25 protein-coding genes and 1 pseudogene are annotated in these 21,974 nt (G+C 60.0%); 5 read left to right on the forward strand and 21 right to left on the reverse strand.

The window, feature by feature from the left end:
* Positions 1-3: 3 nt before the first annotated feature.
* From IG197_RS01830 to IG197_RS01885, 12 genes are all read right to left on the reverse strand, one after another.
* Positions 4-1,008, reverse strand: a complete 1,005-nt coding sequence (locus IG197_RS01830; protein WP_192316607.1) for a tail fiber domain-containing protein — start codon at positions 1,006-1,008, stop codon at positions 4-6.
* Complete coding sequence (locus IG197_RS01835) at positions 995-1,444, reverse strand: GNAT family N-acetyltransferase (RefSeq protein ID WP_192316610.1); 450 nt, start codon at positions 1,442-1,444, stop codon at positions 995-997. The genes IG197_RS01830 and IG197_RS01835 overlap by 14 nt, the downstream gene beginning before the upstream one ends.
* A gap of 2 nt (positions 1,445-1,446) precedes the next feature.
* Positions 1,447-3,033 carry a hypothetical protein gene (locus tag IG197_RS01840; RefSeq protein WP_192316612.1) on the reverse strand — a complete coding sequence of 529 codons (1,587 nt, stop codon included), beginning with the start codon at positions 3,031-3,033 and terminating at the stop codon, positions 1,447-1,449.
* Positions 3,030-3,731: a hypothetical protein gene (locus tag IG197_RS01845; protein WP_192316614.1), complete on the reverse strand. Its 702-nt coding sequence runs from the start codon at positions 3,729-3,731 to the stop codon at positions 3,030-3,032. Before IG197_RS01845 ends, IG197_RS01840 begins: the two co-directional genes overlap by 4 nt.
* A 6-nt stretch (positions 3,732-3,737) precedes the next feature.
* On the reverse strand, positions 3,738-4,514 hold the full coding sequence (locus tag IG197_RS01850; RefSeq protein WP_192316616.1) for a hypothetical protein: 777 nt from the start codon (positions 4,512-4,514) through the stop codon (positions 3,738-3,740).
* Between the two features lie 81 nt (positions 4,515-4,595).
* Entirely contained in the window at positions 4,596-5,108 is a 513-nt protein-coding gene (locus IG197_RS01855) for a hypothetical protein (protein WP_192316618.1), read from the reverse strand.
* Between the two features lie 10 nt (positions 5,109-5,118).
* Entirely contained in the window at positions 5,119-6,135 is a 1,017-nt protein-coding gene (locus IG197_RS01860; protein ID WP_192316620.1) for a phage major capsid protein, read from the reverse strand.
* A 22-nt stretch (positions 6,136-6,157) separates the two neighbouring features.
* Entirely contained in the window at positions 6,158-7,258 is a 1,101-nt protein-coding gene (locus tag IG197_RS01865; protein ID WP_192316622.1) for a hypothetical protein, read from the reverse strand.
* 33 nt (positions 7,259-7,291) lie between these two features.
* A complete protein-coding gene (locus IG197_RS01870; RefSeq protein WP_192316624.1) occupies positions 7,292-7,618 on the reverse strand; it encodes a hypothetical protein in 327 nt (108 codons plus the stop codon).
* Positions 7,615-9,795 (reverse strand): hypothetical protein, encoded by a 2,181-nt coding sequence (locus IG197_RS01875; RefSeq protein WP_192316626.1) that lies wholly within the window; start codon positions 9,793-9,795, stop codon positions 7,615-7,617. Before IG197_RS01875 ends, IG197_RS01870 begins: the two co-directional genes overlap by 4 nt.
* A 10-nt stretch (positions 9,796-9,805) precedes the next feature.
* Complete coding sequence (locus tag IG197_RS01880) at positions 9,806-11,311, reverse strand: terminase family protein (protein ID WP_192316628.1); 1,506 nt, start codon at positions 11,309-11,311, stop codon at positions 9,806-9,808.
* Positions 11,286-11,747, reverse strand: coding sequence for a DNA-packaging protein (locus IG197_RS01885; protein WP_192316630.1), 462 nt, complete (start codon positions 11,745-11,747; stop codon positions 11,286-11,288). The genes IG197_RS01880 and IG197_RS01885 overlap by 26 nt, the downstream gene beginning before the upstream one ends.
* A gap of 178 nt (positions 11,748-11,925) precedes the next feature.
* Here IG197_RS01885 and IG197_RS01890 point away from each other — a divergent pair, with 178 nt between their 5' ends.
* The 3 genes and pseudogenes from IG197_RS01890 (at position 11,926) to IG197_RS01895 (ending at position 12,859) form a co-directional block, all read left to right on the forward strand.
* Positions 11,926-12,222, forward strand: a complete 297-nt coding sequence (locus IG197_RS01890) for a PRC-barrel domain-containing protein (protein ID WP_192316632.1) — start codon at positions 11,926-11,928, stop codon at positions 12,220-12,222.
* 10 nt (positions 12,223-12,232) lie between these two features.
* A pseudogene (locus IG197_RS36135) lies at positions 12,233-12,379 on the forward strand (plasmid stabilization protein); the annotation flags it as partial.
* 180 nt (positions 12,380-12,559) lie between these two features.
* Positions 12,560-12,859: a DUF1236 domain-containing protein gene (locus IG197_RS01895; RefSeq protein ID WP_192316634.1), complete on the forward strand. Its 300-nt coding sequence runs from the start codon at positions 12,560-12,562 to the stop codon at positions 12,857-12,859.
* A 169-nt stretch (positions 12,860-13,028) separates the two neighbouring features.
* On the opposite strand, the gene IG197_RS01900 is transcribed toward IG197_RS01895, so the two are convergent.
* From IG197_RS01900 to IG197_RS01935, 8 genes are all read right to left on the reverse strand, one after another.
* Positions 13,029-13,556 carry a transcription termination/antitermination protein NusG gene (locus IG197_RS01900; protein WP_192316636.1) on the reverse strand — a complete coding sequence of 176 codons (528 nt, stop codon included), beginning with the start codon at positions 13,554-13,556 and terminating at the stop codon, positions 13,029-13,031.
* Positions 13,557-13,776: 220 nt separating this feature from the next.
* Positions 13,777-14,475, reverse strand: a complete 699-nt coding sequence (locus IG197_RS01905; protein WP_192316638.1) for a hypothetical protein — start codon at positions 14,473-14,475, stop codon at positions 13,777-13,779.
* A complete protein-coding gene (locus IG197_RS01910; protein ID WP_192316640.1) occupies positions 14,472-15,587 on the reverse strand; it encodes a bifunctional DNA primase/polymerase in 1,116 nt (371 codons plus the stop codon). Before IG197_RS01910 ends, IG197_RS01905 begins: the two co-directional genes overlap by 4 nt.
* Before the next feature lie 187 nt (positions 15,588-15,774).
* The gene (locus IG197_RS01915; RefSeq protein ID WP_192316642.1) at positions 15,775-16,020 is read right to left on the reverse strand and encodes a PC4/YdbC family ssDNA-binding protein; all 246 of its coding nucleotides are present in this window, start codon (positions 16,018-16,020) and stop codon (positions 15,775-15,777) included.
* Entirely contained in the window at positions 16,017-16,487 is a 471-nt protein-coding gene (locus IG197_RS01920) for a hypothetical protein (RefSeq protein WP_192316644.1), read from the reverse strand. The genes IG197_RS01915 and IG197_RS01920 overlap by 4 nt, the downstream gene beginning before the upstream one ends.
* The gene (locus tag IG197_RS01925) at positions 16,484-16,708 is read right to left on the reverse strand and encodes an AlpA family transcriptional regulator (protein ID WP_192316646.1); all 225 of its coding nucleotides are present in this window, start codon (positions 16,706-16,708) and stop codon (positions 16,484-16,486) included. The genes IG197_RS01920 and IG197_RS01925 overlap by 4 nt, the downstream gene beginning before the upstream one ends.
* A gap of 234 nt (positions 16,709-16,942) precedes the next feature.
* Positions 16,943-18,118: a site-specific integrase gene (locus IG197_RS01930; RefSeq protein WP_192316648.1), complete on the reverse strand. Its 1,176-nt coding sequence runs from the start codon at positions 18,116-18,118 to the stop codon at positions 16,943-16,945.
* 342 nt (positions 18,119-18,460) lie between these two features.
* Entirely contained in the window at positions 18,461-18,838 is a 378-nt protein-coding gene (locus IG197_RS01935) for a hypothetical protein (RefSeq protein WP_192316650.1), read from the reverse strand.
* A gap of 152 nt (positions 18,839-18,990) precedes the next feature.
* Between IG197_RS01935 and IG197_RS01940 the strand changes: the two genes are divergently transcribed.
* A complete protein-coding gene (locus IG197_RS01940; RefSeq protein ID WP_192315358.1) occupies positions 18,991-20,178 on the forward strand; it encodes an IS481 family transposase in 1,188 nt (395 codons plus the stop codon).
* Positions 20,179-20,341: 163 nt separating this feature from the next.
* Positions 20,342-20,848, forward strand: coding sequence for a BA14K family protein (locus IG197_RS01945; RefSeq protein WP_192316652.1), 507 nt, complete (start codon positions 20,342-20,344; stop codon positions 20,846-20,848).
* A gap of 39 nt (positions 20,849-20,887) precedes the next feature.
* Here the strand turns inward: IG197_RS01945 and IG197_RS01950 are convergent, their stop codons facing one another.
* Positions 20,888-21,661: a DeoR/GlpR family DNA-binding transcription regulator gene (locus IG197_RS01950; RefSeq protein WP_067962218.1), complete on the reverse strand. Its 774-nt coding sequence runs from the start codon at positions 21,659-21,661 to the stop codon at positions 20,888-20,890.
* Between the last annotated feature and the right edge of the window lie 313 nt (positions 21,662-21,974).

Genomic DNA, 21,974 nt, shown 5'->3' on the forward strand with positions numbered 1-21,974 from the left:
GGTTCAGGCCCCCAGCATCAGCGCTTTGCCGTAATCGACGGCCTTGAACCCGCTCGGCGTGGTGATCACAGCGTCCGGGCGCTTCTTCTCGACGTCCTGCGCCATCAGGCCGAGTTGCATCGGACCGCCGGCCTTGTAACGGTAGGCATAGAGCGGCTGGCCGTCGGTGGTCTTGCCGATCTTCTTGATGTCGGTTTTCAGGCGCTTGTCGGAGAACTTGATCAGGTTGGCGCCGAGGCCGAACAGGCCGCCCAGGACACTGTTTCGCTGGGCCATCTGCTGATTGTAGGCGTTCATTTTCTGATTGTAGTTCTCATTGATCAGCCCGGCATTGTCAGTCGTTGGAATGGTCGAGCCATTGAAGCCCTGCGCCTGTGGGCTCGAAATCTGAGAACCGGAGAGCAGCGCCGAAATCTCGTTGATCGGCTGGTCGCGAACCGCTTTGGCTTCGGCAAAGGCCTGCTGACGGCCACTCAGCAGCAGCGAGTTGTAGGCATCGTTCGTCGTCTGCCCCTGTTGAGCCATCGCCCGGTCATAAGCTGCCGACCCAGGCATGATGCCCTGATTGGCAAGACGGGTCTGAAGAGCTTCATTCTGCTGGGCAATCAGCGGATCCAGGCGCTTCCGGCCGAGTTCCATGAGCCGCGATTCCACCGCCTCGTTGGAGCCGTCGAACGGCTTGGCCATGTACTCATTCAGAAATGACGACTGATTGTTGGCAAGCGTACCGAGGTTTAGCTGGGCCGCGTCCGTTTGATCCTTGATCTTCTGCGCGGCCTCCGAAAGCGTCGTCGTGACGGTCGTTTTCGGGATTGTGTAGGTCTTGCCCGTATAGGGATCGGTTATCTTCTCTTCGCCGGTCTTCGTATAGGTGATGGTGCCGTCAGGTGTGACCTGGTTGGCATTGTTCAGCCACGAATTGGCAATCGCGGTCGAGATGTTCGTGCCGGTCGATGCCGCTGAAGTTTCCTTCGGATCGGGAGGCGTCGGCGCTTTAGGCTTGCCCATGGTATTTCCTCGTGAACTTGCTGTTCCGCCAGGCGTCGTCAGTCAGCGTGAAGACATATCCATCCTCATTGCGACCGCGCATGCGCTCGATGAAATGCGGGGTGAAACCGAAGGCCTTTGCGATGCGCACCATGCGCTCGTTGGCGGCCGAGACTTGAAGAACCACCATCTGGCAGCCGACCTCGTCGAACGGGTACGAAAACATCTTGTGCCGCACCTCGGCAGTCAGCCACCGCGGGGTCGTCGACGCGCTCGATATCTGGATAAGGCCCGGCCCCGGCTGCCAGTCGTGAAACACCATGCCCGCGACCAGTTCGGCAGCCTCTTCGTCAACGACGCCGATGGCCTTGCAATTGCCAAAGCCATTTTCACAGCCCGGGATGAGGCTGGCGACAAACGCCGCAACCTCTTCGTTGTACCCAAAGAGCAACCGCATGCTCAGACGACCACAGCACCGACTTCGTAGGTGATGTCGATCGCTACCAACTCGGCGTCAGGCGTCGGTGTGACGCCGCATGTCACCTGCACCTGAGGGGCGGCAACGAACCCGGAGCGACCAATCGAGCCCCAGCGCGTCGAGATGCGCTTATCTGACCCGGCATCCCACTTCATCACGTCCCAAAGACCGCTGTCCCATTCGTCGAACAGCGTGTCATCGGGGATCGACGCCGGAGCAGCCGGCAAAGAAACCTGATAGTCGGTCGACATCGACAGCTTGGCGATGAATGCGCGGGCCGCGAGGAAAACGGACCGTCCCATGTGGATGATCTTGTTCGCCGCGGGCACCCTCAGATGGTCGAAAAGCCCGACATAGGTGCAGACATAGGGGCTGCCGTCGTCATTGCCGCCGACCTCGCACTGCATGATCTTGCCGTCTGACGTGCCGAAATAGGCCCAGTCGTCATGAATGGCGAGGCAACGCGCGTCCCAGCCGGTGTAATCGGCCCACGCGCCTGTTTCCAGATTGACGACGAAGCAGAGCCTGTCCTGGCCGACGTCGGCCGGCAGCGAGACGATGCCCATATTCATCAGTGGCCACTTGGCGATTTCCCAAGGCAGCACTGCCGCGCGTCGAGCCACTTCGCGGCGCCAATCCAGCTCGATGTTGCGGCTTACGCTGCTCATGGACAGCGCAATGCGATCCTTGGAAATTGCCTCGCTGATCGGGACAATGCCGTCTTCCATGGCAATCAGCAGGTCACCGCCGGCCTGAGTGAAGGCGCGGCGTCCCATCGGCCTGGAGATGTCGTAGCGACCGACAAGCCGCCAATCGTTCGGATCGGCCGGGTTCGCACCTTCGTAGACCGCGACCTCGCCCTGATCGGAGACGATGACGCATTTGTCGTCGACGCCATCGCCGGCATCGAGCGACCAGGTTGCCCCGAACTTGATTGCGCCACCCTTCTGGAAGACGCCGGCAAGGGACAGATCCTGCGCCGTGCCCGAGATCTGATTGACCGGAAGGAACCAGACGACAAGGCTGTCTTTCTGGACGAAAAACTGCCGGTTTCGGTAAGCCCAGATTTGCGCCAGCTTGTTCGTCGCGATGGGGCCGAGCGCCGCCACCGTTGACCAGACACTGCCATTGAACTGGCGCATCGAGTCCGTGCCGTTGACCGCAGACAGGAAGTCCCCGCCGGCCGTCGCGAACTGGATATAGCTGTAATACCCGCTGGTCTGCCCGCTGACAGCAGCAGCCGGCGGCACCAGAGGGTCGGCAGGGCTGGTCACGTCAAAGATGTTGGTCGCATCAGCGGCGAACATGAAACGACCGCTCGAGCTGTCGTAGGTGATCATGCTGACCACCGGACCGGAACCAATCGTTGCCTTGCGGCGAGTGCCGCCGCGCAGCCTGATACCGGTGCTGGTCGGGAACCAGTTTTCCAACACCCGGGCGCCCTGAGGCTGCGAGGCCGCAAGGTTCTCATTCGAAATCTTGCCGCGGACTGGTGCCGGGAAAGTGTGCGTGCGGTGCTTCTGCTGGGCAGGAGCAGCGACCGGGACACGTCGAAAGGCGCGCCTCATGGGGTGATCACTCCGGGGAAGGCGCATTCGGCGCCGGCCGGCAGACGAGGTGTGCCGACGGTCAGGATGTTCGAGCCCTTGTCGTTGCCGCTGGCGACCGCAAGCGCGTCCTCGTAGGTCACCATGTCCTCGGCGTAGGCTTGACCCTTGTTGGCCTTCCACTGCCAGATCATGCCGAGTTTCAGGACACGCTCATCGAGGCGGAAGACGTCATCGTCGGCGGTAAATTCGGCTTTCGGCGTCCCGTCCTCGGCCTTGATGATCAGATCGGAGATGTAGAAGAACGATGCGGTCGCCAGATTGGGCATCACCGGCTTGATGTGGACCTGTTCGCCAATCATCGTCCACGAGCCGGTCAGGCTCTGGTAGTTCTGGACTGCCATGGCGAGCCAAGTGTCGCTGTCGGGGTAGTGCGTCAAAGGCGAATAGGGCGTTGCCGAAGGCCAGATGCGGGCCTTTTTCAGCATCCGCTTGTAATCGGGGGGCAGATTGAAGCCGGTGGCGATGCCGTCACCGGTCAGCGTTGCGAGCACCTTGAGACGCGTCCAATCGCGGCCGTCGAAGGCAATGCGCTGCGCCATTTCATTGGCGAGCGCCTGCAATTCGACGTGCTCCCGGTCAGTCGACGAGAACACTGCATCGGGGACGGTGAGCCCGATGACCGGGCACACCTGCTTTATGACGCTCAGGATGCTCATGGGCGCTTAGCCGTTCGCCAGTTCAACGGCAGCCGCGACGAGCGTGTTGTGGCTGGGATTGCCACGAGGACGCGAGCCGTTGTGTTCGGCGATGTAGTCCTTCAGCTTGTCGTCGTCCCACTTGTCGAAGTCGGTCGACGCATCCGGCCTGGCCTCAGTTTCCGGCTCATCGTGCGTCGCATACACGTTGGGATCGGCCGTCGCCCCGACTTCCTTGACGGGGGTGTTGCGCCCGGACATCTGGGCAATCTGCTCCCTGAGATCGGCCATTTGCTCAAGCAGCGAGGCGTTTTGCGCAGCCAGCGCCGTCACGTCCGCGGAGCCGGCCGCATTGTCCAGATAGGCCTGCGCCTGGTTCTTCAGATCGCGCCCGCCCATGCCGAGCTGCTTGAGTGGGTTGCCATCCAACCCGGCCAGAGCTTCCACCGTGTGGATGTTCAGCGCCTTGAGTTCGCGGCGCTTGGCTTCGGCCAGGAATGGCGCTTCCGACAAAGGCGTGCCGCTCGTCGGCTGGGAAACACCTGCCTTAAAGGCGCGATACTGCTCGTTGTAGAGCATGGCGTAGGTCACGACGCCGTTGCCGTCCTTGACGCTCTCGCGCGTCGCGTTGGGCTCGGCTTCATGGGCCGGAAAGGTCGCCCTGGTCTTGGTGTTGCCGGCGAATGCGATGTCGCAGACTTCCATGTCGGAGAAGATCGGTCGGCCTGCCTTCTGGCTGGCGGTGGCGTCGGGCATCGTGTGAATGCGGAACACGACAGTCGTCTGATTGTTGTTCGATGTCATTTTCTCGGTTTCCTGTCTGAGAGGGTGCAAAGGAAAACGGGGCCCGCCGAGGGGCCCCGCTTATTGCTTTGTCGTCAGGGATTAGGCTGCGAGGCCGTCGTCGACGAACGGACGATCGATCTCGAATTCGGCCAGGCCGGCGGAAGGCGTACCGACCGCAGAGGCGCCCTTGGCGTTCTTGACGCGATCACCGGCAACGATGGCGTCGTCCACGGAACCAGCGGTAAGCGTGGCATAGACGTTGGCATTGTCGAGGAAGCCCGCCAGCGCCTTGCCGATGGCCTTGCCCTTGATCTGGTACCAGCCGTACTGGCTGGCCACGTTCGCCGACATGGCGACAGCGACCGAGCCGGCAGCGTCGGCTTGAAGCAGGACCGTGGACCAATCGTCCGGATTGTAGACGACCCACGAGCCAACTGCCGTCGAGCCTACGCCCTGAAGGTAGATGAACTCGCCGACGCCGTAGACCGGATCGACCGCGCGGATGACATCGCCCAGCTTCCAGGGAGTGCTTCGGCCGGCCACGTTTGATGCGGGACCGGTGAAGGCAATCGGAGGGAAGCCGAGGTTCGGAGTTTCGGGAATATAGGTCACTGGACCCTCCTTAGGCCGCCGGGTTGGAATCGATGAGCTTCCACTGGAACAGCGGATTGGTCATCGTCAGCTCGCCCATGAAGCCGATGTACTGGACAACGGCGTCCTGGTTGATCGGCGTGAGCGCCTTGCCGATCTTGTTGAAGTTGCGTTCCGGGTGGTAGCGGAGCCACAGGTTGGCGAGGTCCAGACCGTAGGTCGTATTCGCCGGCATGTTGGAGCCGATGCCACCTTCCTGCACGATGTCGGCAACGCGGCCGGCGCCGTAGTATTTCAGGGCCGAGAAGCCGAGCTTTCCGAGCTTGGTTTCGTCGTTGATGCGCTGAATGGCGACGGTTGCCGCGTCGTAGGCCGCGTAATGCTCCGGCGACATGAGCAGCAGGTTTGCAGCCTTCTTGCCGCGCGACCGCTGGGTCATGATCGAGTTGAGCATGGGGCGCACGGTGTCCTTGGTCACCTGCGTTCCGATGGCCGGAAATGCAGTGTGCGCGTCGAACACCGAAGTACGCCAGGCCGGCTGGGTGCCGCGGTCGATGCCGGCATAGGTACCGGAATTGACGATGGTCGGCACCGCAAGCTGAAGGCCGCCGAGTTCCTTGCCGCCGAAGCGCGTACCGTTGCCATGGAGCGAGATGTCGGCCTCATCGATAAGCTCGCTTTCGGCGGCTTCGATGTGGCTTTCCAGGATGTCCATCAGCTGGTTTTCGCCTTCGTTGTTGAGGATGTCCTCATTCGGAAGGGTGACGGCCACGGCGACCATCTTGGGGGTGTACTCGGCATCGCTGAACAGCTCGGCAGGAACCGGGTTCAGGAAGTCGAAGCCGTTGTACCAGATCGCCGAGCCCGTCTTGTTGTAGAGCAGGCGTTCGCGGATCTTCGGGCCCGAGTATTCCTTGAAGTTCCCCCTGTCCTTGAGCAGATAGAGGGTGGCCGACGAGTTGGAGACAAGGTCCTGGTAGCCTTCGGAACGATCCTCCAGCGCCAGGGACAGGATCTCCTGGTTCTTTTCAACAGAAGTGAGGGCCAATTTGGCCTCCTATAGACGCGGGTTATCCGGCCTGCGCGACGGCGCGGGCGAGAGATTCCCTGATTGAGGTGGAGCGCTTCCGGGCATTCGGGTCTGAGCCGAGCGAGGGTGCGCCAGAGACGGATTTCGAACCTTTCCGGGTCTGAGCCTCAAGGTCTGCAGTAATGGCCGCTGGGGCGGCTGGGGCCGGGGCAGATGGGGCGGGGTTGAGCCGGTCCGCCATCTTGTATGCCTCGGCCAAATCCTTGGTTTTGCCGCTCTCAATGAAGAACACGATGTCGTCGGCGAGTTCTTCAAAGCGGGGATTGTTTTTTGCGAATTCGTCGACCGATGCCTCGATCTTCGATTGATGCTGCTGTTGCATCGAGGTCGTGACGCCGCCGATCTGGCTCTTCAGGCCAGCGATTTCCTGCTGCAGTGCGCGGATAGTCGCGTCGTTCTGCGCCTGCGCCTGATCAGGCGACTGGCCCATGACGGCAGCGGCGAGTTCACGAAGCGAAACGCCGGCATATTCGCAAACCGCCTGAATTCCCTGCATTGGATTGGTCAGCAGGGTCTTTTCGAGGTCGGTGTAGCGGGTCATCGCGTCACGAATGGTCGTGCCGTTCTTCCTCGCGAGGTCGTCGAAATCCCTGATCTGGTCGAATGCCTCGGCATCGGCGCGATACTTCTCATGGCCCTGCTCGAGCTCGCGGATTGCCCGATGCACCTCTGCCTTGATGGGCTCTGGCGCCGTCGCCCATGCGGCTTTCGCATCCGCGGAGAACCGGGCGGGCGCATCGGTCTTGGACTGGACCGGATCTGCTGGCTTTTCGCTTGTACGCGCCGCATCGGCGGGCTTTGCCGGTGTCGTCTTGTCGCCAGCGCCCTCGGATTTTGCGGTGTCGACCGGCTTTGCGACGGTTTCCGGCTTCGGTTCGGCCTTCGCGACCTTCTCGGCTGCTCGCTTCAGCGCCTCTCGCGCGGTCGGGGCCTTCTTGGGCTCCTGGCCCTCGTCTTTGGCGGGCTTCGGCTCTGGCAGATTGGTCTGTGCCGGCGGCTGGGTCTGATTGACCTGCGTTTCCGGGGCAACGGTCGAGGGCTCGGAGGGCGCAGCAGCGCCGCCGTTCAATGCGTCGGTCATGGTTCTACCTGTCTGAGAGGTTGCGGTGGATGGTTAGCGGGGCCGAACGCGCTCGCCGCGATCAAATCGAGCCTTGGCCTTCTCAACTGTGGTCTTGATCGCTGCCCGGTCTGGTTTCGGGCGCTTCCGAGGGCGGAGCCTGGCCGGATCGTTACCGACCTCGACCATGCCGGCCGCGCGGTAAGTGCTGCGGAGCTTGGACTTGCTGTCGTACATCTTACCGTCCAGCATGCTCTGGACCGGTTCCATGGTGTCTTGCGCGATCATCGGACAAGCGAGATGCGAGCGCTTCGGCTCGTGCTTGTCCGCCTTACGGTAGACAGACCGGCCGTCTTCCATCTCGAACCATTGGTAGCTCATGCGCTCAGCCCTTCAACTGCGAGAGGAGCCGCCACCTTCTGGGCTTGTTGTGCGACCTGCAGGCGAAGGCGCTCGATCTCCAACGCGCCCTTCTGCATTTCCTGCGCATGCTTCTGCGCATCGGCCACGGCGCGCGCCTCGATCTCACGGATGCGGATGTCAGCCTCGCGCTGCTTGGCTTCTGCGTCGGCATTGATCCGGGCGATGTCTGCCTGTGCCTTCAGCTCGATCTGTCGACTGTCGCTCTGGGCCTTCGCCGCTGCCGCCTGGGCCGCTGCTTCAGCCTGTGCAGCCCCTGGCTGGGGTTGTGCGGCGGATGCCTTCATCTTCTCGACGAACTCGTCGATCGCCGCTTGCATCTGCCGACCGGGCCGGAATGGTGCGATGGCGAACTTCAGGATTTCGCCGGCAAACGGTGCCGTTTCTGGGCGCTGAGAGACCATTGGCGACAGTTGGGCAAGCGCACCACCCAAGGCAGTCAGAAACTCGGCTGTGCGCTGCTTTGCGGCGTCCTCGTCGGGCTGGATCGTGCTGTCTGTCTCGATGTCCAGCGTGAACGGGCGAATGCGTTCGTCCCGGAGGAACTTCATCACCTTGTCGATGGTGATGGTGTCTTCAAGCTCCTGCACCTGCTGCGCGATCTGCTCGACCTGCTGCTGCGCCTGTTCGAATGCCGCTTGAGCCTCTTCGGGCTTTTCAGCAGCCATCGCCTGAATGCGTGGGTCCGACTGTGCGGCCTTGATGCTGTCGACGATCTGCTTTGCTTGGCCTTCGAGCGCCTTGACCGATTTTGCGATGTTCTCGTCGGTTTCGAACTCCATCTGGGACATGTTCAGCAGGGTCTTGCCCTGGAAGTTCTCGGCCTGGATCTCGGCCACGATGCGCGCTGTGTCGCGGGCAATGCGGACAAGCTCGTTCTGGCGTTCCCTGATGCGAACCGAGCCGTATTGCGATTTCAGGGTCTGGGCGCCCAACGTCTCATTGGGGTTGGTTGCCCCGCGCATGACGTCCGACAGGCCGCTGATCTGGTAGATGTCCTCGATCAGTTGCTTTCGCAGGGCGATAAGCTGGGTCAGGGTCGAGGCGACCATATCCAGCGGCAGCCAGACGATGGTGTCTTTTGCTGACCCATTGCCAGTGACCGCCCAATTCGCGATGGGGACGAGGACCTTGCGGTCGTCGACCGACTTGACGGCCGCCTCGATGGCATCGCTGAGTTCGCCGGCACCGGACGGATAGAAACCGCGCACCTTCAGCGCTTGGGTCAGCGCGGATATGCGATTGGTGAGTTCGTTTACTTCCTCGGCCTGGTCCTTGTAGAACAGGAAATCAGGCACCGGGATCAGGCTGTTCGGCTCTACCGTGCCATATGCAGGCTGCGGGCACGGGAAGAAGCCTTCCAGCGACAGGTGCGGCTTGTCCTCGTCGAGCACGACGTCAACACCGGGCGTGACCCACACCACCTTGTTTTCGGTCTTTGACCAGATTTCCCACACGCCGGCCTTCAGCTTGCCGTCGCTCTTGTTCTTGTCGTCCTTCTGCTTGGCGAAGATTGCCCCGGCATAGGCATTGCCTGATGTCTTCTGGAAACGCTGACGCATTTCCTTTCGCGTCATCCAGGCACGGCCAGCCACCCAACCGACCTCTTTCCATTCGCGGCCGGGCTCGTGCGCGAAGTCACGGCGGTTCTTGTGCTCGATGCAGGCGCGTTCAGATAGCCCGTTGTCCTTGCTCTTGGCCTCATACCTGACCCAGATGCAGCCGCGGGCATTGATCGACAGATCGTCGCGCACGCGGCGCATGACGCTGTCCATGTCTTCACGATCAAACGACACTGCCGTCGACCGCTCCAGAAGCTCTGAAGCTGCGCGCGGAATCGGCTTGGTGTTGTTGAAGCGGGTGGCAATGACCGGGATCGGCGGGCGGGCATACATCGACGGCCGAAGCACCTCGATATTCGCCCAGAAGATCTGGAATTCCCGGCTGCGGCTGATACTGGCGAGCCGAGCGAGGTTCGCATACTGCTTTTCGATGTTCGTGCAGCGCGTCTGATAGTCCTCGAACCCAGCCTTTTCATAGCTGGTGATCAGGCCCAGCCACGGCTTGGCGGACTTCGGCTTGCGCGTGGGCTCGCCGTCAACCGGTGCCGTGTCGAGTTCGTCGTCGATGTCGGTCACGGTTCAACCTTCATATTCTGATCCTTCCACCGGTCGCGGGCTCAGGAGGTCCGGGCAACCGCACCATGCCGGGCTTCGGCGGCGAGGCTTGTTCAACCAGCTTCTTGATCCATGGGCGGGACATGCAGGCGTAGCGGACCATGTCGGCCGCGTGGTCTTCCTGCGATGTGTCGAGGTCTTCCAGGTTGGTCTGGTCGTGCTGCAGCGATGGAAGCGTTCGGATCGTGTGAACACAGGTGCTGAAGAAGAACAGCAGTGCGTGCCCGTCTTCGTCCCCAGTCAGTCGGCTGCGCAGTTGGTCCCAACCGCCCATCGCACCACGGCCAGGCGTACGCTTGTTGTCGGCTCGAGTGAAGGTGACGCCCTCGCCGTTCTCGCCTTTGGCCATGCGCTCGGCGATCGATGGACCGCCGTCTTGGCTGAATGCTGCCGGATCGAGCACCCCATATGCGATGGCATCGCCATAGTCGCGAAGCCTGACACCCGCGCCGACGGCCTCGGCATGGAGCTTCTGGCCGGTGTCCGGAATGAACTTGCCTTGGGCGTCGGTCTTCACCCCATACCATTCGCGGTACATGACCAGCGCGCCGCGCGGAATGACGAGGCCGGGGCCGCCAATGGTGTCTTCAGAAGCGACCGCGAACCACCCGAAGGCAAAGGGCTTGGCACTGCCCCAGTCACCAGCCCGGAACCTGATCCAGTGGTCTGGGATCGTGATCGGCCGGATGACATGGCGCTCACGGCGGAAGTTGTCGAAGTAAGCACCCTCGACGATGTCCCAGTCGCCATGACGCATGGCCCTGACGAGGCTTTCCGATCCCAGGCCGTGAAGACGATCCTCATATTCGGGATCGTTGTCGTTCATCGCCGGGTTGTCTTCGAGCTTCGCCGGGATGTATTGGCGAAGCATGCCGCCCTCGGTCTTGGGCGCCCTGTAGACCTTGTATGCGGCCGCACCGTCGATGAACGTGCTCTTGACGAACTGATGCCCGATGCCGCCCGGATTGCCGCTGCACAGGATGCGCGGGAAGCGGCCTTTGTACTTCTCGGGCACCTCGATGCCGACCATGCGCACGCGGCCACGGAGGTACCGGTAAATCTTGTCGGTGAAGTGCGTCAGCTCGTCGATCAGCAGGACGTGGATTTCGGCGCCCTGGTATTTGAAGCGGTCCTTCTCGTCCTTGCAGTGGCAGAGGTAGATCTTACTGCCGTTCCAGAACCTGATTTCGTCCTCAACGATAGTGACGAAGCCACAGGCGACCCAGCCGGCGAGTAGCGCCCGAAAGCCGTTCGGGCCCTCCATATGGTTCTTGACCAGATCGCCGCCGATACGGCGGAATAGATAGACCTGAAGGCCTGCAATCTCGGTGCACCAGGTGATCGCCGCCGACCGTATTAGGTGGCTCTTGCCGCCTCCTGCCGCGCCCCCGAAGAAGGTTTCCGTTGCCTCGGTGTTGAATGCTACGCCCTGCTTGGGATGCAGGACGAGGTCAAGTGTTGCGGCTGACTGCGACATTCAGGATGGGCACCAGAGGCGCGCCGTCTTTGCCGGTCAGTTCGGATTTGTCAGCCAGACCCAGCTCGCGGGCGATGATGTTCGGGTTCAGCAGGTCGGCGGCAGCCCCCTCGAACTTCTGGGTGCGGATGATTTCGTCCACCTGCGCGGTGATGCCAACAAAACCTTCTCGCTCTCGGTAAAGGTCCCATGCTTGGCGCGAGATATCGAGAAAGATGCACAGGCCCGAAATGGTCATGGCCCGCATCTTGGCTATCTTCTCGACCTTCACGTCGCCCTGATAGGCGAAGGGCCGTGCCTCATACAGCGGGTTTGCTTCGACCCAATCGAAATACTCGGTGCATGCTTCCCACAGTGCATCTGCGGTGGCGAAGATTGGGGCGCGGCCGTGGGAGCTGCGAACCTTCCAGAACTGATTACCTGATGGTGCGGGCATGGTGTCCTCTCGCCGGTTTGAGCGGTCGATGGATGTTGACGGAACCTCAACAAAATGGAGGCCAGGAAACGCCAAATCGCGTAGCTGATCACATTTTCCATGGTCACTCGGGGCAGGTTGGAACGGATCGGTGCTTGATCTGTTACGGCCATCTAACCCCCAAAGGAGGAGACCACCGATGGACCACAGCAATCACGTCCCCCTCACCGAAACAGAACTCACGTCCGAATTACTCGAGGGCGCCACGGTCTATGGGCCCGATGATGACGACATCGGATTTGTGTCACATGTCCACGGCTCTGGAAGTACCGCTCAGATCATCATCGACGTCGGCGGGTTTCTTGGTATCGGCGCCAAGCCGGTTGCGGTAGCAGCCGGCGAGCTTGATTTCATGCGGGACGAGGACGGTGAAGTCCATGCAGTCACGTCTTGGACGAAAGATCAGCTCAAGGACATGCCCGAGCACGTCGATTAACCGTCAGGAGGGCAAAGACACTGGACACCCTGCCTCCCATAAGGGCGGCAGAAAGGGTGGAGCAGCGTCGGCATCTCGCTCTGCTGCGGATCGGTCGGCGTCGGCCAAGAAGGCAGCTGCGACCCGTAAACGAAATGCTGAGCATCGCGCTCATTAAGCCCTGTCGCCACCCGTGAAGCTCCGTAGCATTCCACGGGTGGCGAGAGCCGAGGGGCTGCAGGTTGTGGTGTCCACCCAAGTTTGATGGGCAACCCGGTAAGCGAATTTGGCGAGGAACCCAACGGTCGTACCTGCGTTGTCGCCCCCAAGGGACGTACGCAAACATGGGAGTTCTCTGATGAAAATCGCAACGATTGCAGCATTGGCACTTGCAACCAGCCTGTCGGCCGCGTGGGCTCAGGATGTAATAATTACACCTGAACGCGAAACCGTCATCCGCGAGTACATCCAGAAGAAACCTCTGGCCTCTATCACTCTCCCAGGTGTGGAACTGAACATCGGCTCCACCCTGCCCGAAACGGTTGAGGTGCACTCCTTTGAGGGCGTTCCGGACGTCACCTACCAGTATGTTGTGATCGACAACAAGACAGTGCTGGTTGAGCCTGGCACACGCAAAATCGTCAAGATCTACAACTGATTGAGCAGTCTCCGCTGCTGCTTCTAAAGTGGCAGCGGGGACAATTCGAACGAAGAAATTCGGACGCATTTCCCCTATGGCGGGGCGGCGATCTGCCCCGACTGCTTCGGCGTGTGACGCTCAGGCCCCGCACAGACAAGCAAATCGCCAATTCGTTACGGACCCGAAATTAACTTACCTTTCCCATGATTTCAAGAGGCGCCCTCGCCTTCACCTGGCGGCCGAACATTTCGAGCATAAAGATCACTCTGGCGTCGTCGGACGCGGCAACATGGCCTTTGATGCCCGCAAGCGCGCCGTCCAATACCTTGACCTCAGAGTTTACCGGCACGCGCCCGTGCACACGCATCTCATCATAGACGCCTGCATCCTGTGCTTGCCTGATCGCCCGCACTACGTCGTCTTCTATCGAGAACGGTACGCCACCGGGATTCCGCAGAACGTGCGACACGCTCTCACAGCCAAGCACCCTGCCCCAATGTTCCGATCCCAATACGAAGATGTAGCCACTCAAGAGCGAGAAGTACCGGATCGACCACCCCTTGTTTCGCTTATTCTGGAACTCTTTGCGGAACCGCGGAACGTATACCGTTTGCCCAAGGCTGATCATTTCCTCTGCGGCTCGTAGCTCGTGCGATGGCCGGGCAAGAACAATGTGCCAAGTTGGCAGATCTTGCTTCTGAAGCTGACTTGTCACCCACGCCCCCTTTTCCGATCATAAAGCAATCGCTCGCTGAATTGACGCTTCTTGTTATCGATGTGGCCCTGCCGCTGGCCCTCGACCACCGTGGCCGATGGAACGCCACATCGTTCGGCAGTCTCCCGGGCGGATTCCTCGCTGGGATAGACCCAATCATCCCACGGGCGGCCGCCAGACAGGATAACCCACCCCTTCCTTACATGTTCACGGCGTAGGCTCATCTGCCCCTCCGAGCCGCCGCACGGCCAGCTGTTTCTATCCAAGTCGCTAACGGCGACAGTCCAGACCGATCTGGCACCGGCAAACCGAGTAATTCCACGATCAACCAGTCCCACACGAATTCGCCATCAAAATGCCGCTCTAAGCCGAGCGCAATGTCATTCGGCTTGCGGGCATCACAGAAGGCCACGGCCATAAAGCTATTGCCGTGCCAGACCGAACGAGCTGTCGGCCCTAGAGCCCTCTTCAGAGAATCCTTTGCGCTCTCAATTCTACGCACCTCGTGTTCTTCGCCGCAGGTCCAGACCAACAGGAGACGCCGTCCGAAAGTTGGGCGTTCCAACGCATCCAGATCCACGTTGCCGACGAGAGCAGCTGCTTCATCGAATTCGTCTTCGTGCCTGTTGTCGTAAAACTCGAAATCCGGCGCGGCGTGATGCCTCCCGATTTCTACTACTTCGACCATATGCAGCCATTCTGGCTCCGGATCAGCGCCCAATAGCAGGGAGCGGTCTGTTGCTTTTTCGGCATAGACAGATCGCACAACTGTGTTGCCATCGACGACTGCGAACTGGCCAGCTGGGTCAGTTAGCTTCCAGTCTTCGGGCCGAATGAACTCGTTGAATTCCATACGTGACGCCACAAAAGCAAGATAGCTCGACACCATTGGTTTGCTCCGTGAATAGCCGTCGTTCATGCCAACGCCTCGTGTGCCTCAGATGCACTGAATGTAATGGGATAAACCCTCCCCCCTTGATCAGCGTTGAGAGCGGCAACCACCCTCGGGCTTTGCAGACGGTATTGATTTGGCTGCTTGACCCGGCCTTTTCGAACAATGGCCAGCAAACCGACTTCGATGAGGACATCGCGGGACCGGTAAATCTGGCGTCGGCTCATCCCGAGCAACCCGGCTGCAATGATCGCGTCCGGCACAACTGCGAAAGTCTTGCCGGGTTGGTGCCCATGGTTTGAGACCAGTAATATGTAGAGGGCCAACGCATCGGCACCGTCCGGCCTGGGCAGAAGCAAATCGGTCGCCAGACGGTTTATTCCCATTTCGGAGTTCCTTCCGGCCCACAATTTGCCTTCCAATCGGAGCTTCCACGCCCAATCGGCCACTTTCTGAATTTCGGCATCGGGCACCGAGGCTGCGTCGTCAAACTCGATGTCGCGAAGCGCGACAAGGTCGGCCAGAAGGCCGTCGAAATCGTCGGCCAAAGGGGCGTATTCTACCGCGCGGCGCCACAGCGCGCCGTTGCGCTGGCCTCTCTGGACCTTTCCGCCGTCGTTGGCAGGGGCAGTAGGCGCACGATCCCGAAAAACCGGCAAAGTCGATGAACCGAGAGTTCCCCGGACAGGCAAATATAGCCGGCCATCTGGCCGGGTTGAGCCGGGTCCGACTACAAACTGCGCGCTGCCCGCCTTGAAATCGATCGAAACTTCGTCTGATCGGACGGCCTTGGGCACGAACCCTTCGCACCGATAGTAATGATGTGCGCCTCGGCCAGTGCGAACCACCACATCTGACTGTTGAAACCGACCGGCGAAGTAATCGCGCGTTTCTTGGTTATCGGTGTCGATGTCGACAACTAACAGCCCGTCGAGCCGGATGCCGTAGGACTGTGAATTGTCGTTGGCCATTCGCCGTAAGCAGGCTTCGAGCGGAATGCGCCGGCCTTTCCAACCGGCGATAAGCGGTTTCTTGCCATCAGGACCGCCCAGCGGGATCAAAGCGAAGTTGGCCGCGTATAGCTGCTCCATGACTTCACGCAGCGAGTTCTCTCGATGGAGAGGAAGAGCAGCCGCCATCAATGCGACCTCCCCTTTATCAAGGTCGCCTCACGCACCGCAGCAACAGCTTCAAGCAACGTTAGGCCAAACCGCTGCCGGAGATCTGGAACTATCGGGTGTGGCGGGGACTTTTCGGCGGCCAGCCAATTGGCCGCAGCGGCAACGCCAGGTGACGTCACCTGCGCCAATGGTGTCGAAGGAGCCATCATTTCAGCAGCCCCTTTGACTTGGCCGTCATTAGAGCGGTGGTGACGGCTGCGGCATATTCTTCGAGCTTATCGAGTTTGATAGCGAAACCGTCCTTGCCGGGGCGCATCGCCCCGTCGGTGGTTTCGAAGAAAACGCGCGTGTTGAACACGTAAGCGCCAGCAAAGAAGTCCAGCGAGACGCGTATTTCGTCGCCTCGCAGGTTCTTCCTCATCGACGCAATCGGCATCGATGTTTTGCTCATGCAGCGGCTTGCCTCGCATCGTCGAGAATGCGAACCGGCGACTTCAAACGGTAAACCGCGTGGGATCCCGGGAATTGCCCTCCATGCGCCTCGTGCTCTGTCTCAATCACCAGTTCATATTCGTGACGCAGCAGATAGACAAAGTGAGCGAGGCGCAGGCCAGCCGGGAAATCGGCAGCGCTGCAGCCGCTTTCTCCGGCCTTTACCAGTTCATTCAATGCCCAGCCCGCGCGACCAGGCACGACAATGCGGCGCTCGTGGACGGCGTCGCCAGGATGAACCAAGGCTGTGAGTTGAAACTTGCCCTTGCCAGAATTGAGTTGGCGGGCGGCGGCTTCCCTTGCTATGGAATCCATCACGGTCCTTTTGGAATTTGGGGAAAACAAATCTTCTGGGATCGAAGGGAGATGGGCGGTTGTGTTTGGCGACTGGCCGCTCATCTCTTCGCAGTTCGGGGGACGCCTCATGCAGCCTCCTGATCTCGAACAGCAATCTTGTCGGCGATCCAGGCTTCAACCTCAGACAGCAGAAACGCTTTCCGGGCGCCATCATCATCACCGCTCAGTCGAAGGGGCTTCGGGAACTTGCCCGCCTTGGACTTGAGGAAAATGGAAGACCTGCTGAGTGATGTAAGGCGGCAGGCTTCTTTGATACTGATCAGCCGGAAGTCGCGGCTGTTTGTGCTCATGCGCAATGCCCTTTGTTGATTTGGCATTGCTAACAATACTGTTTCAGGGAGTCGCAACCAAGTCTGCGCGACCTGTCCCCACCCCGGCATCCCAGTTATCCACAGGCAATCAGGCTAACTAACTGAAAATAATGGCATTTTTACATCACACCAAATCGAGAAAACCCCAACTTTTGTTCCCTGTAGGTTCTTGATTTTGGCTCTTAACGTTCCGCCTCGGCTAAGCGTTTGTTTTTATTGAACAATACTTGTCAGGTGCGAGGACCACTTGACAAGGGCTTCTCGCTTTTCTGGCTCATAAGTCGCTCTGTTGTACACGCCAGCCACGCCAGCTCTGAAACCACTGATGTGGTTCAAGACCGCCTCGACGATGTGCGGCATGATCCCAATGGTAGCCATGCCCGTTGCAACGGTCCTGCGTATGTCGTGAGGCGTCCAGCGCTCCTTGCCGGCCTGCAGCTTGAGACGCACAGCCTGGGCAATCGCGTTGCTCTCAACCGGTTCGCCTGTCCGAGTGAAGAGCGGTGCGTCGTCTTCGTCTTCGGCAGCGTTTACCGCCTCTGTCAAAATTGCCAGGGCCGCAGGCGAAAGCGGTACGACATGGGTCAATTCGTTCTTAGTGCGCTCGCCTGGGATAGTCCAAGTTGCTCGCTGCAAATCGACCTCTGATTTGCGCATTCCGCAGACTTCCCCGGAACGCTGGCCGGTGAGGAACAGGAGGCGCAGGACGTTTGCGGTGACCGGACTAATTGACGCCGACGTAAGGCTGCCCCACGCCGCTTTGACCTCGTCATCTGACAGCACCCGCTCACGACGCGTCGGCTTGCTGCGAGACTTCAGACCGGCAATCGGTGACGTCAGCAGATACCCATCGTCTACAGCCCAGTTAAAGAGCTTCCGAAGCACCGCGTGAATGCTCCGTGCCTGCGCCTTGGCGCCGGATGCCGACTTAGCGTCAATGATGTCGAGCAGATCACGCCGCGACACGGCAACGCCCTTCATTCGGCCGATCGATGGATAGACTTCATTTTTCAGAATTCGGGCGTCTTCTTCCCACGTCCGCTTGTTCGGCTTGGCGTAGATCTTGATGTACAAGTCGCCAAGGTCTTCGACGGTGACAGCCGCCCGCCGTGCCCGCTTGGCTTGGGCAGGGTCTTCGCCATCTGCAGCGGCAGACATTGCTTTGAGCGCCTTCTTCCGGGCCACCTCAAGGGAAACGGCCGGATACCGCCCTAGCTTAACTCGCTGCCGGGCATTGTCGCTCTCGCGGGTATAAATTAGATTCCAGGTCTTGGTGCCTGTCGGTGCCACCCGAAGTGACAGCCCTGCCAGTTGCGTGTCGAAATAGTCTGTGCGAGTCTCTGCCGAGACACTGGCCACGAAGCGATCAGTCAGCTTCAGTTTTGGCAAAACGTCGACCTACTGATTTGTTGACGCGATTGTTCAGTTGGGTACGACATGGGTACGGAATTGTCAAAACTGCATGACACGCCGCTGAACAGCTTTGAACAGATTTCCTCAAAGTTTCCGCGACATGCGGCTGTATGATGGTGTCTATGCTGTTCAAGGGTGTTGGGTCAGAAACGCGCTTTTAATCAGTAGGTCCAGGGTTCGAATCCCTGCGCGCTCACCACCTTCAAACCCTTACAGATCAAGGTCTTCAGCGTTGTCGGCTTCCGTGAACGGAAACGGAACGAGGGATAAAAGGGAGAAGTGTGGAGAAACTTTTCTCGCATGGCGTTTCCGGCTTGTTCATCCGGAAACGGGTTCAGCGAATGTTGAGTGCTTCTTGTTGAGTACATACCGGATGCTAGCGTCGTTGAACGGGGCGCCGAGGAAGTCGAACAGACCGCGCAGTGCTGACGCGTTACGGGCGTAGTCATCGTAGTGAACGTGGAAGACGTCAGATGCACCTTCCGACACAAATTCCCGCAACGTGACGTCAGCATCGGTGAACTGTTCGGACGCCATGCCCATGCCAGTGCGGGTAGCGCTGGCTATCGTGTTGTCCAAACTTCTCATGTTCACGATGAACGCCGGATGACGAAAAAATCGGCGAGCAAAATCGATCGTTCGCCGAAATGCCTCGTGTTCCATGACTGCGTACCGGATTTCCTTGAAACCGATCACGCTTGCGCCACGACAAGGCGAAACATGCCTGCGGCCGCAGGTGGCATTGGCAGTTCGATGCGGAGAATGCTGTGACTGAGCGACCCGAGACATAGGTGACGTTTCGTACCGGACACATGGGTAACACTTTTGGCTTTTGGCCGGAGGTGTTGATGCCGTGGAAGGAGAGTTCGGTGATGGAGGAACGTCTTCGTTTTGTTGCGCGGCTTCTGGATGGCGAGGGCATGAGTGATGTGTGCCGAGAGTTCGGGATTTCCCGCAAGACCGGCTACAAGATCCTCAACCGCTACAAGGACGACGGCCTGGAGGCGCTGACCGACCGGTCACGGCGGCCGGTCCGCTATGCCAACCAACTGCCCTGTCAGATCGAGCAGGCGATTGTGAAGGCCAAGAAGGACAAGCCGCACTGGGGCGCCAGGAAGATCCGTGAGCTTCTGGTGCGCAAGCTGGCCGGCGACGTTCGGCTGCCGTCGACGAGCACGGTCCATGCCGTGCTCGACCGCCACGGCCTTATCACGCGCGCCCGTCAGAGGCGGCGCTGCAAGGCCGAGGGCACGCCGCTGTCGGCGGCATGCTGCCCCAACGATCTGTGGTGTGTCGATTTCAAGGGCGAGTTCAGGCTCGGCAATCGCCAGTACTGTTACCCTTTGACGGTGACTGACCAGGCCTCGCGCATGATCCTTCTGTGCGAAGCCCTCGAATCAACGCGGGAGGTGCCCGTCGTCGAAGCCTTCGTGAGGTTGTTCAAACAGCGCGGCCTGCCGGCGGCGATCAGAAGCGACAACGGGCTGCCCTTCGCCTCTCCCAATGGGCTCTACAATCTGTCCAGGCTCTCGGTCTTCTGGCTGCGGCTGGGCATCGACATCGAGCGCATCAAACCCGGCAACCCGCAGCAGAACGGCAGGCATGAGCGTATGCACCGGACCCTCAAGCAGGAGACGACCCGGCCGCCGGGCATGAACATTCTACAGCAGCAGGCCAGGTTCGATGCATTCGTCAGCGAATTCAATGCCGAACGACCGCACCAAGCGATCGGCATGAAGGTGCCGGACGAACTCTATAAGCCCTCTTCAAGAGCCTATGAGGGGCTGCCAGACCTGCATTACCCCTTCCATGACCGCGACATCCTCGTCACCGCCTGTGGCCGCATCTGCATGCACCGCAAGAAGATCAATATCTCGACCGTGCTCGCCGGCCAGAGGCTCGGAATCACTGAAGTCGACGACGCCATTTGGCTCGTCTCCTTCATGCACTATGATCTTGGCTATATCGACCTCGAACAGAGGACCCTGCAGACCATCGACAACCCGTTCGGCACGAGGTTGTCACCCATGTCTTAGGTACAAACTGTTACCTATGTCTTCGGGCTGTACAGACGCAGAAAGGTGAGCGCCCAGGGATTCGAACCCTGGAACTGCTGATTCCGTCTCGCCGCCCCAGGAACAATTGTCGTCTCCCGCCGTTATGCCCGTGAAGGAACATCCGCTTTACGAGGAAACGATCATGAACAAATTCATCTCAAGCGTCATGGCAACGGCCATCGCGGCGTCGTTTGCGGTGCTGCCGGTTGCTGAGTCGGTCGCGGCGCCGGCCTTCGTGCCCAAAGCTCCCCAGGCCGACACGGCTATCCAACAGGTCCAGTATGACGGCTACTGGAAAAAGCGCCGTGTGATGCGCAGCGACAGCGCCAGCCATTTCCGCGCACCGCGCAGCGGTTTCTATCGCGAACGTGGCGACGTGGTGTATTTCAACGGTCATCGCGGTTATCGCGACTACCGACCCGGCTATCGTCGCCACAACAACTTCTGGTTCCCGGCAGGCGCCTTCATAGCGGGTGCGATCATCGGCGGCGCCATCGCCAACCAGCCACAGCCCCGCTACGTCCAGCCGAGCCGCTACGGCAATGCGCATGTCCAATGGTGTTATGACCGCTACCGGTCCTACCGGGCCTATGACAACACCTTCCAGCCCTATAACGGGCCGCGCCAGCAGTGTTATTCGCCTTACTAGGCACGCTGACGCTCAGGCGCGCTCACTCAGGACCCGCGCTCACGGCGCGGGTCTTTTGGTTTCGACGAGCTGCACGTCCGATTCCGCACAGATCTTGCGGATGCTGGGAATGTCGCAATGGTCGGTGATGAAGGTGTCCATTTGCGACAGATGCGCGATGCGCACCGGTGCGGTGCGCTCGAACTTGGTCTGGTCGGAGACAAGGATGACGTGGCGTGCGTTGGCGATGATTGCCTGCGCCACCTTGACTTCGCGGAAGTCGAAGTCGAGCAAAGCGCCATCATGGTCGATCGCCGAGGCGCCGATCACCGCATAATCGACCTTGAACTGGCGGATGAAGTCGACCGCCGCCTCGCCGACGATGCCACCGTCCGAGCCGCGCACCACACCACCGGCGATCACCACCTCCATGTCAGGGTAGACCCGCATCCTGTTGGCGACGTTGATGTTGTTGGTGATGACCATCAGCCCCTTATGGTCGAGCAGCGCCTTGCCGACGGCCTCCGTGGTCGTGCCGATATTGACGAACAAGGAGGCGTTGTCGGGAATGATGCGCGCCGCCGCCTGGCCGATCGCGTCCTTCTCGTCGGCGGCAATCTTGCGCCGCGCCTCATATTCGAGGTTCTCGATGCCAGAGGGGAATAGCGCCCCGCCATGGATGCGGCTCAACAGCCGCTGGTCGCAGAGATCGTTGAGATCCTTGCGGATCGTCTGCGGCGTCACCTGGAAATGGCTCGCCAGGTCGTCGACCAGCACGCGTCCGTTGTCCTTGGCCAGTTGGATGATCTCGGACTGGCGCGGCGACAGATACATGATGAGCGTTCCCTGAATTTCGTTTTGAGCAACGATAGGCCAGAACGAAAGCAGTGAAAAGGCACTTCGAAAGTCACATCGAAGCCGCATTGGTCGAATATCCGGCCTCCCCGGGATGTGGAACAAATGCGGTTTCGGCCTTGAAATCCGCGCAGCGATCGATTACCAACCTGCCACCCAGGCCGGGCCCCTCTGGCAGTCACCATGGCTGCGATGTCGGACTGGAGTTTCCAATCCGGCGGCCTGGCTCAAGATGCATTCACCACTCAGCACGTCCTGATTCTTGCTCGACCGGAGCCATCCCGGTGCGGCA

The sequence above is a fragment of the Aminobacter sp. SR38 genome (assembly GCF_014843375.1).
GTDB lineage: Bacteria > Pseudomonadota > Alphaproteobacteria > Rhizobiales > Rhizobiaceae > Aminobacter > Aminobacter ciceronei.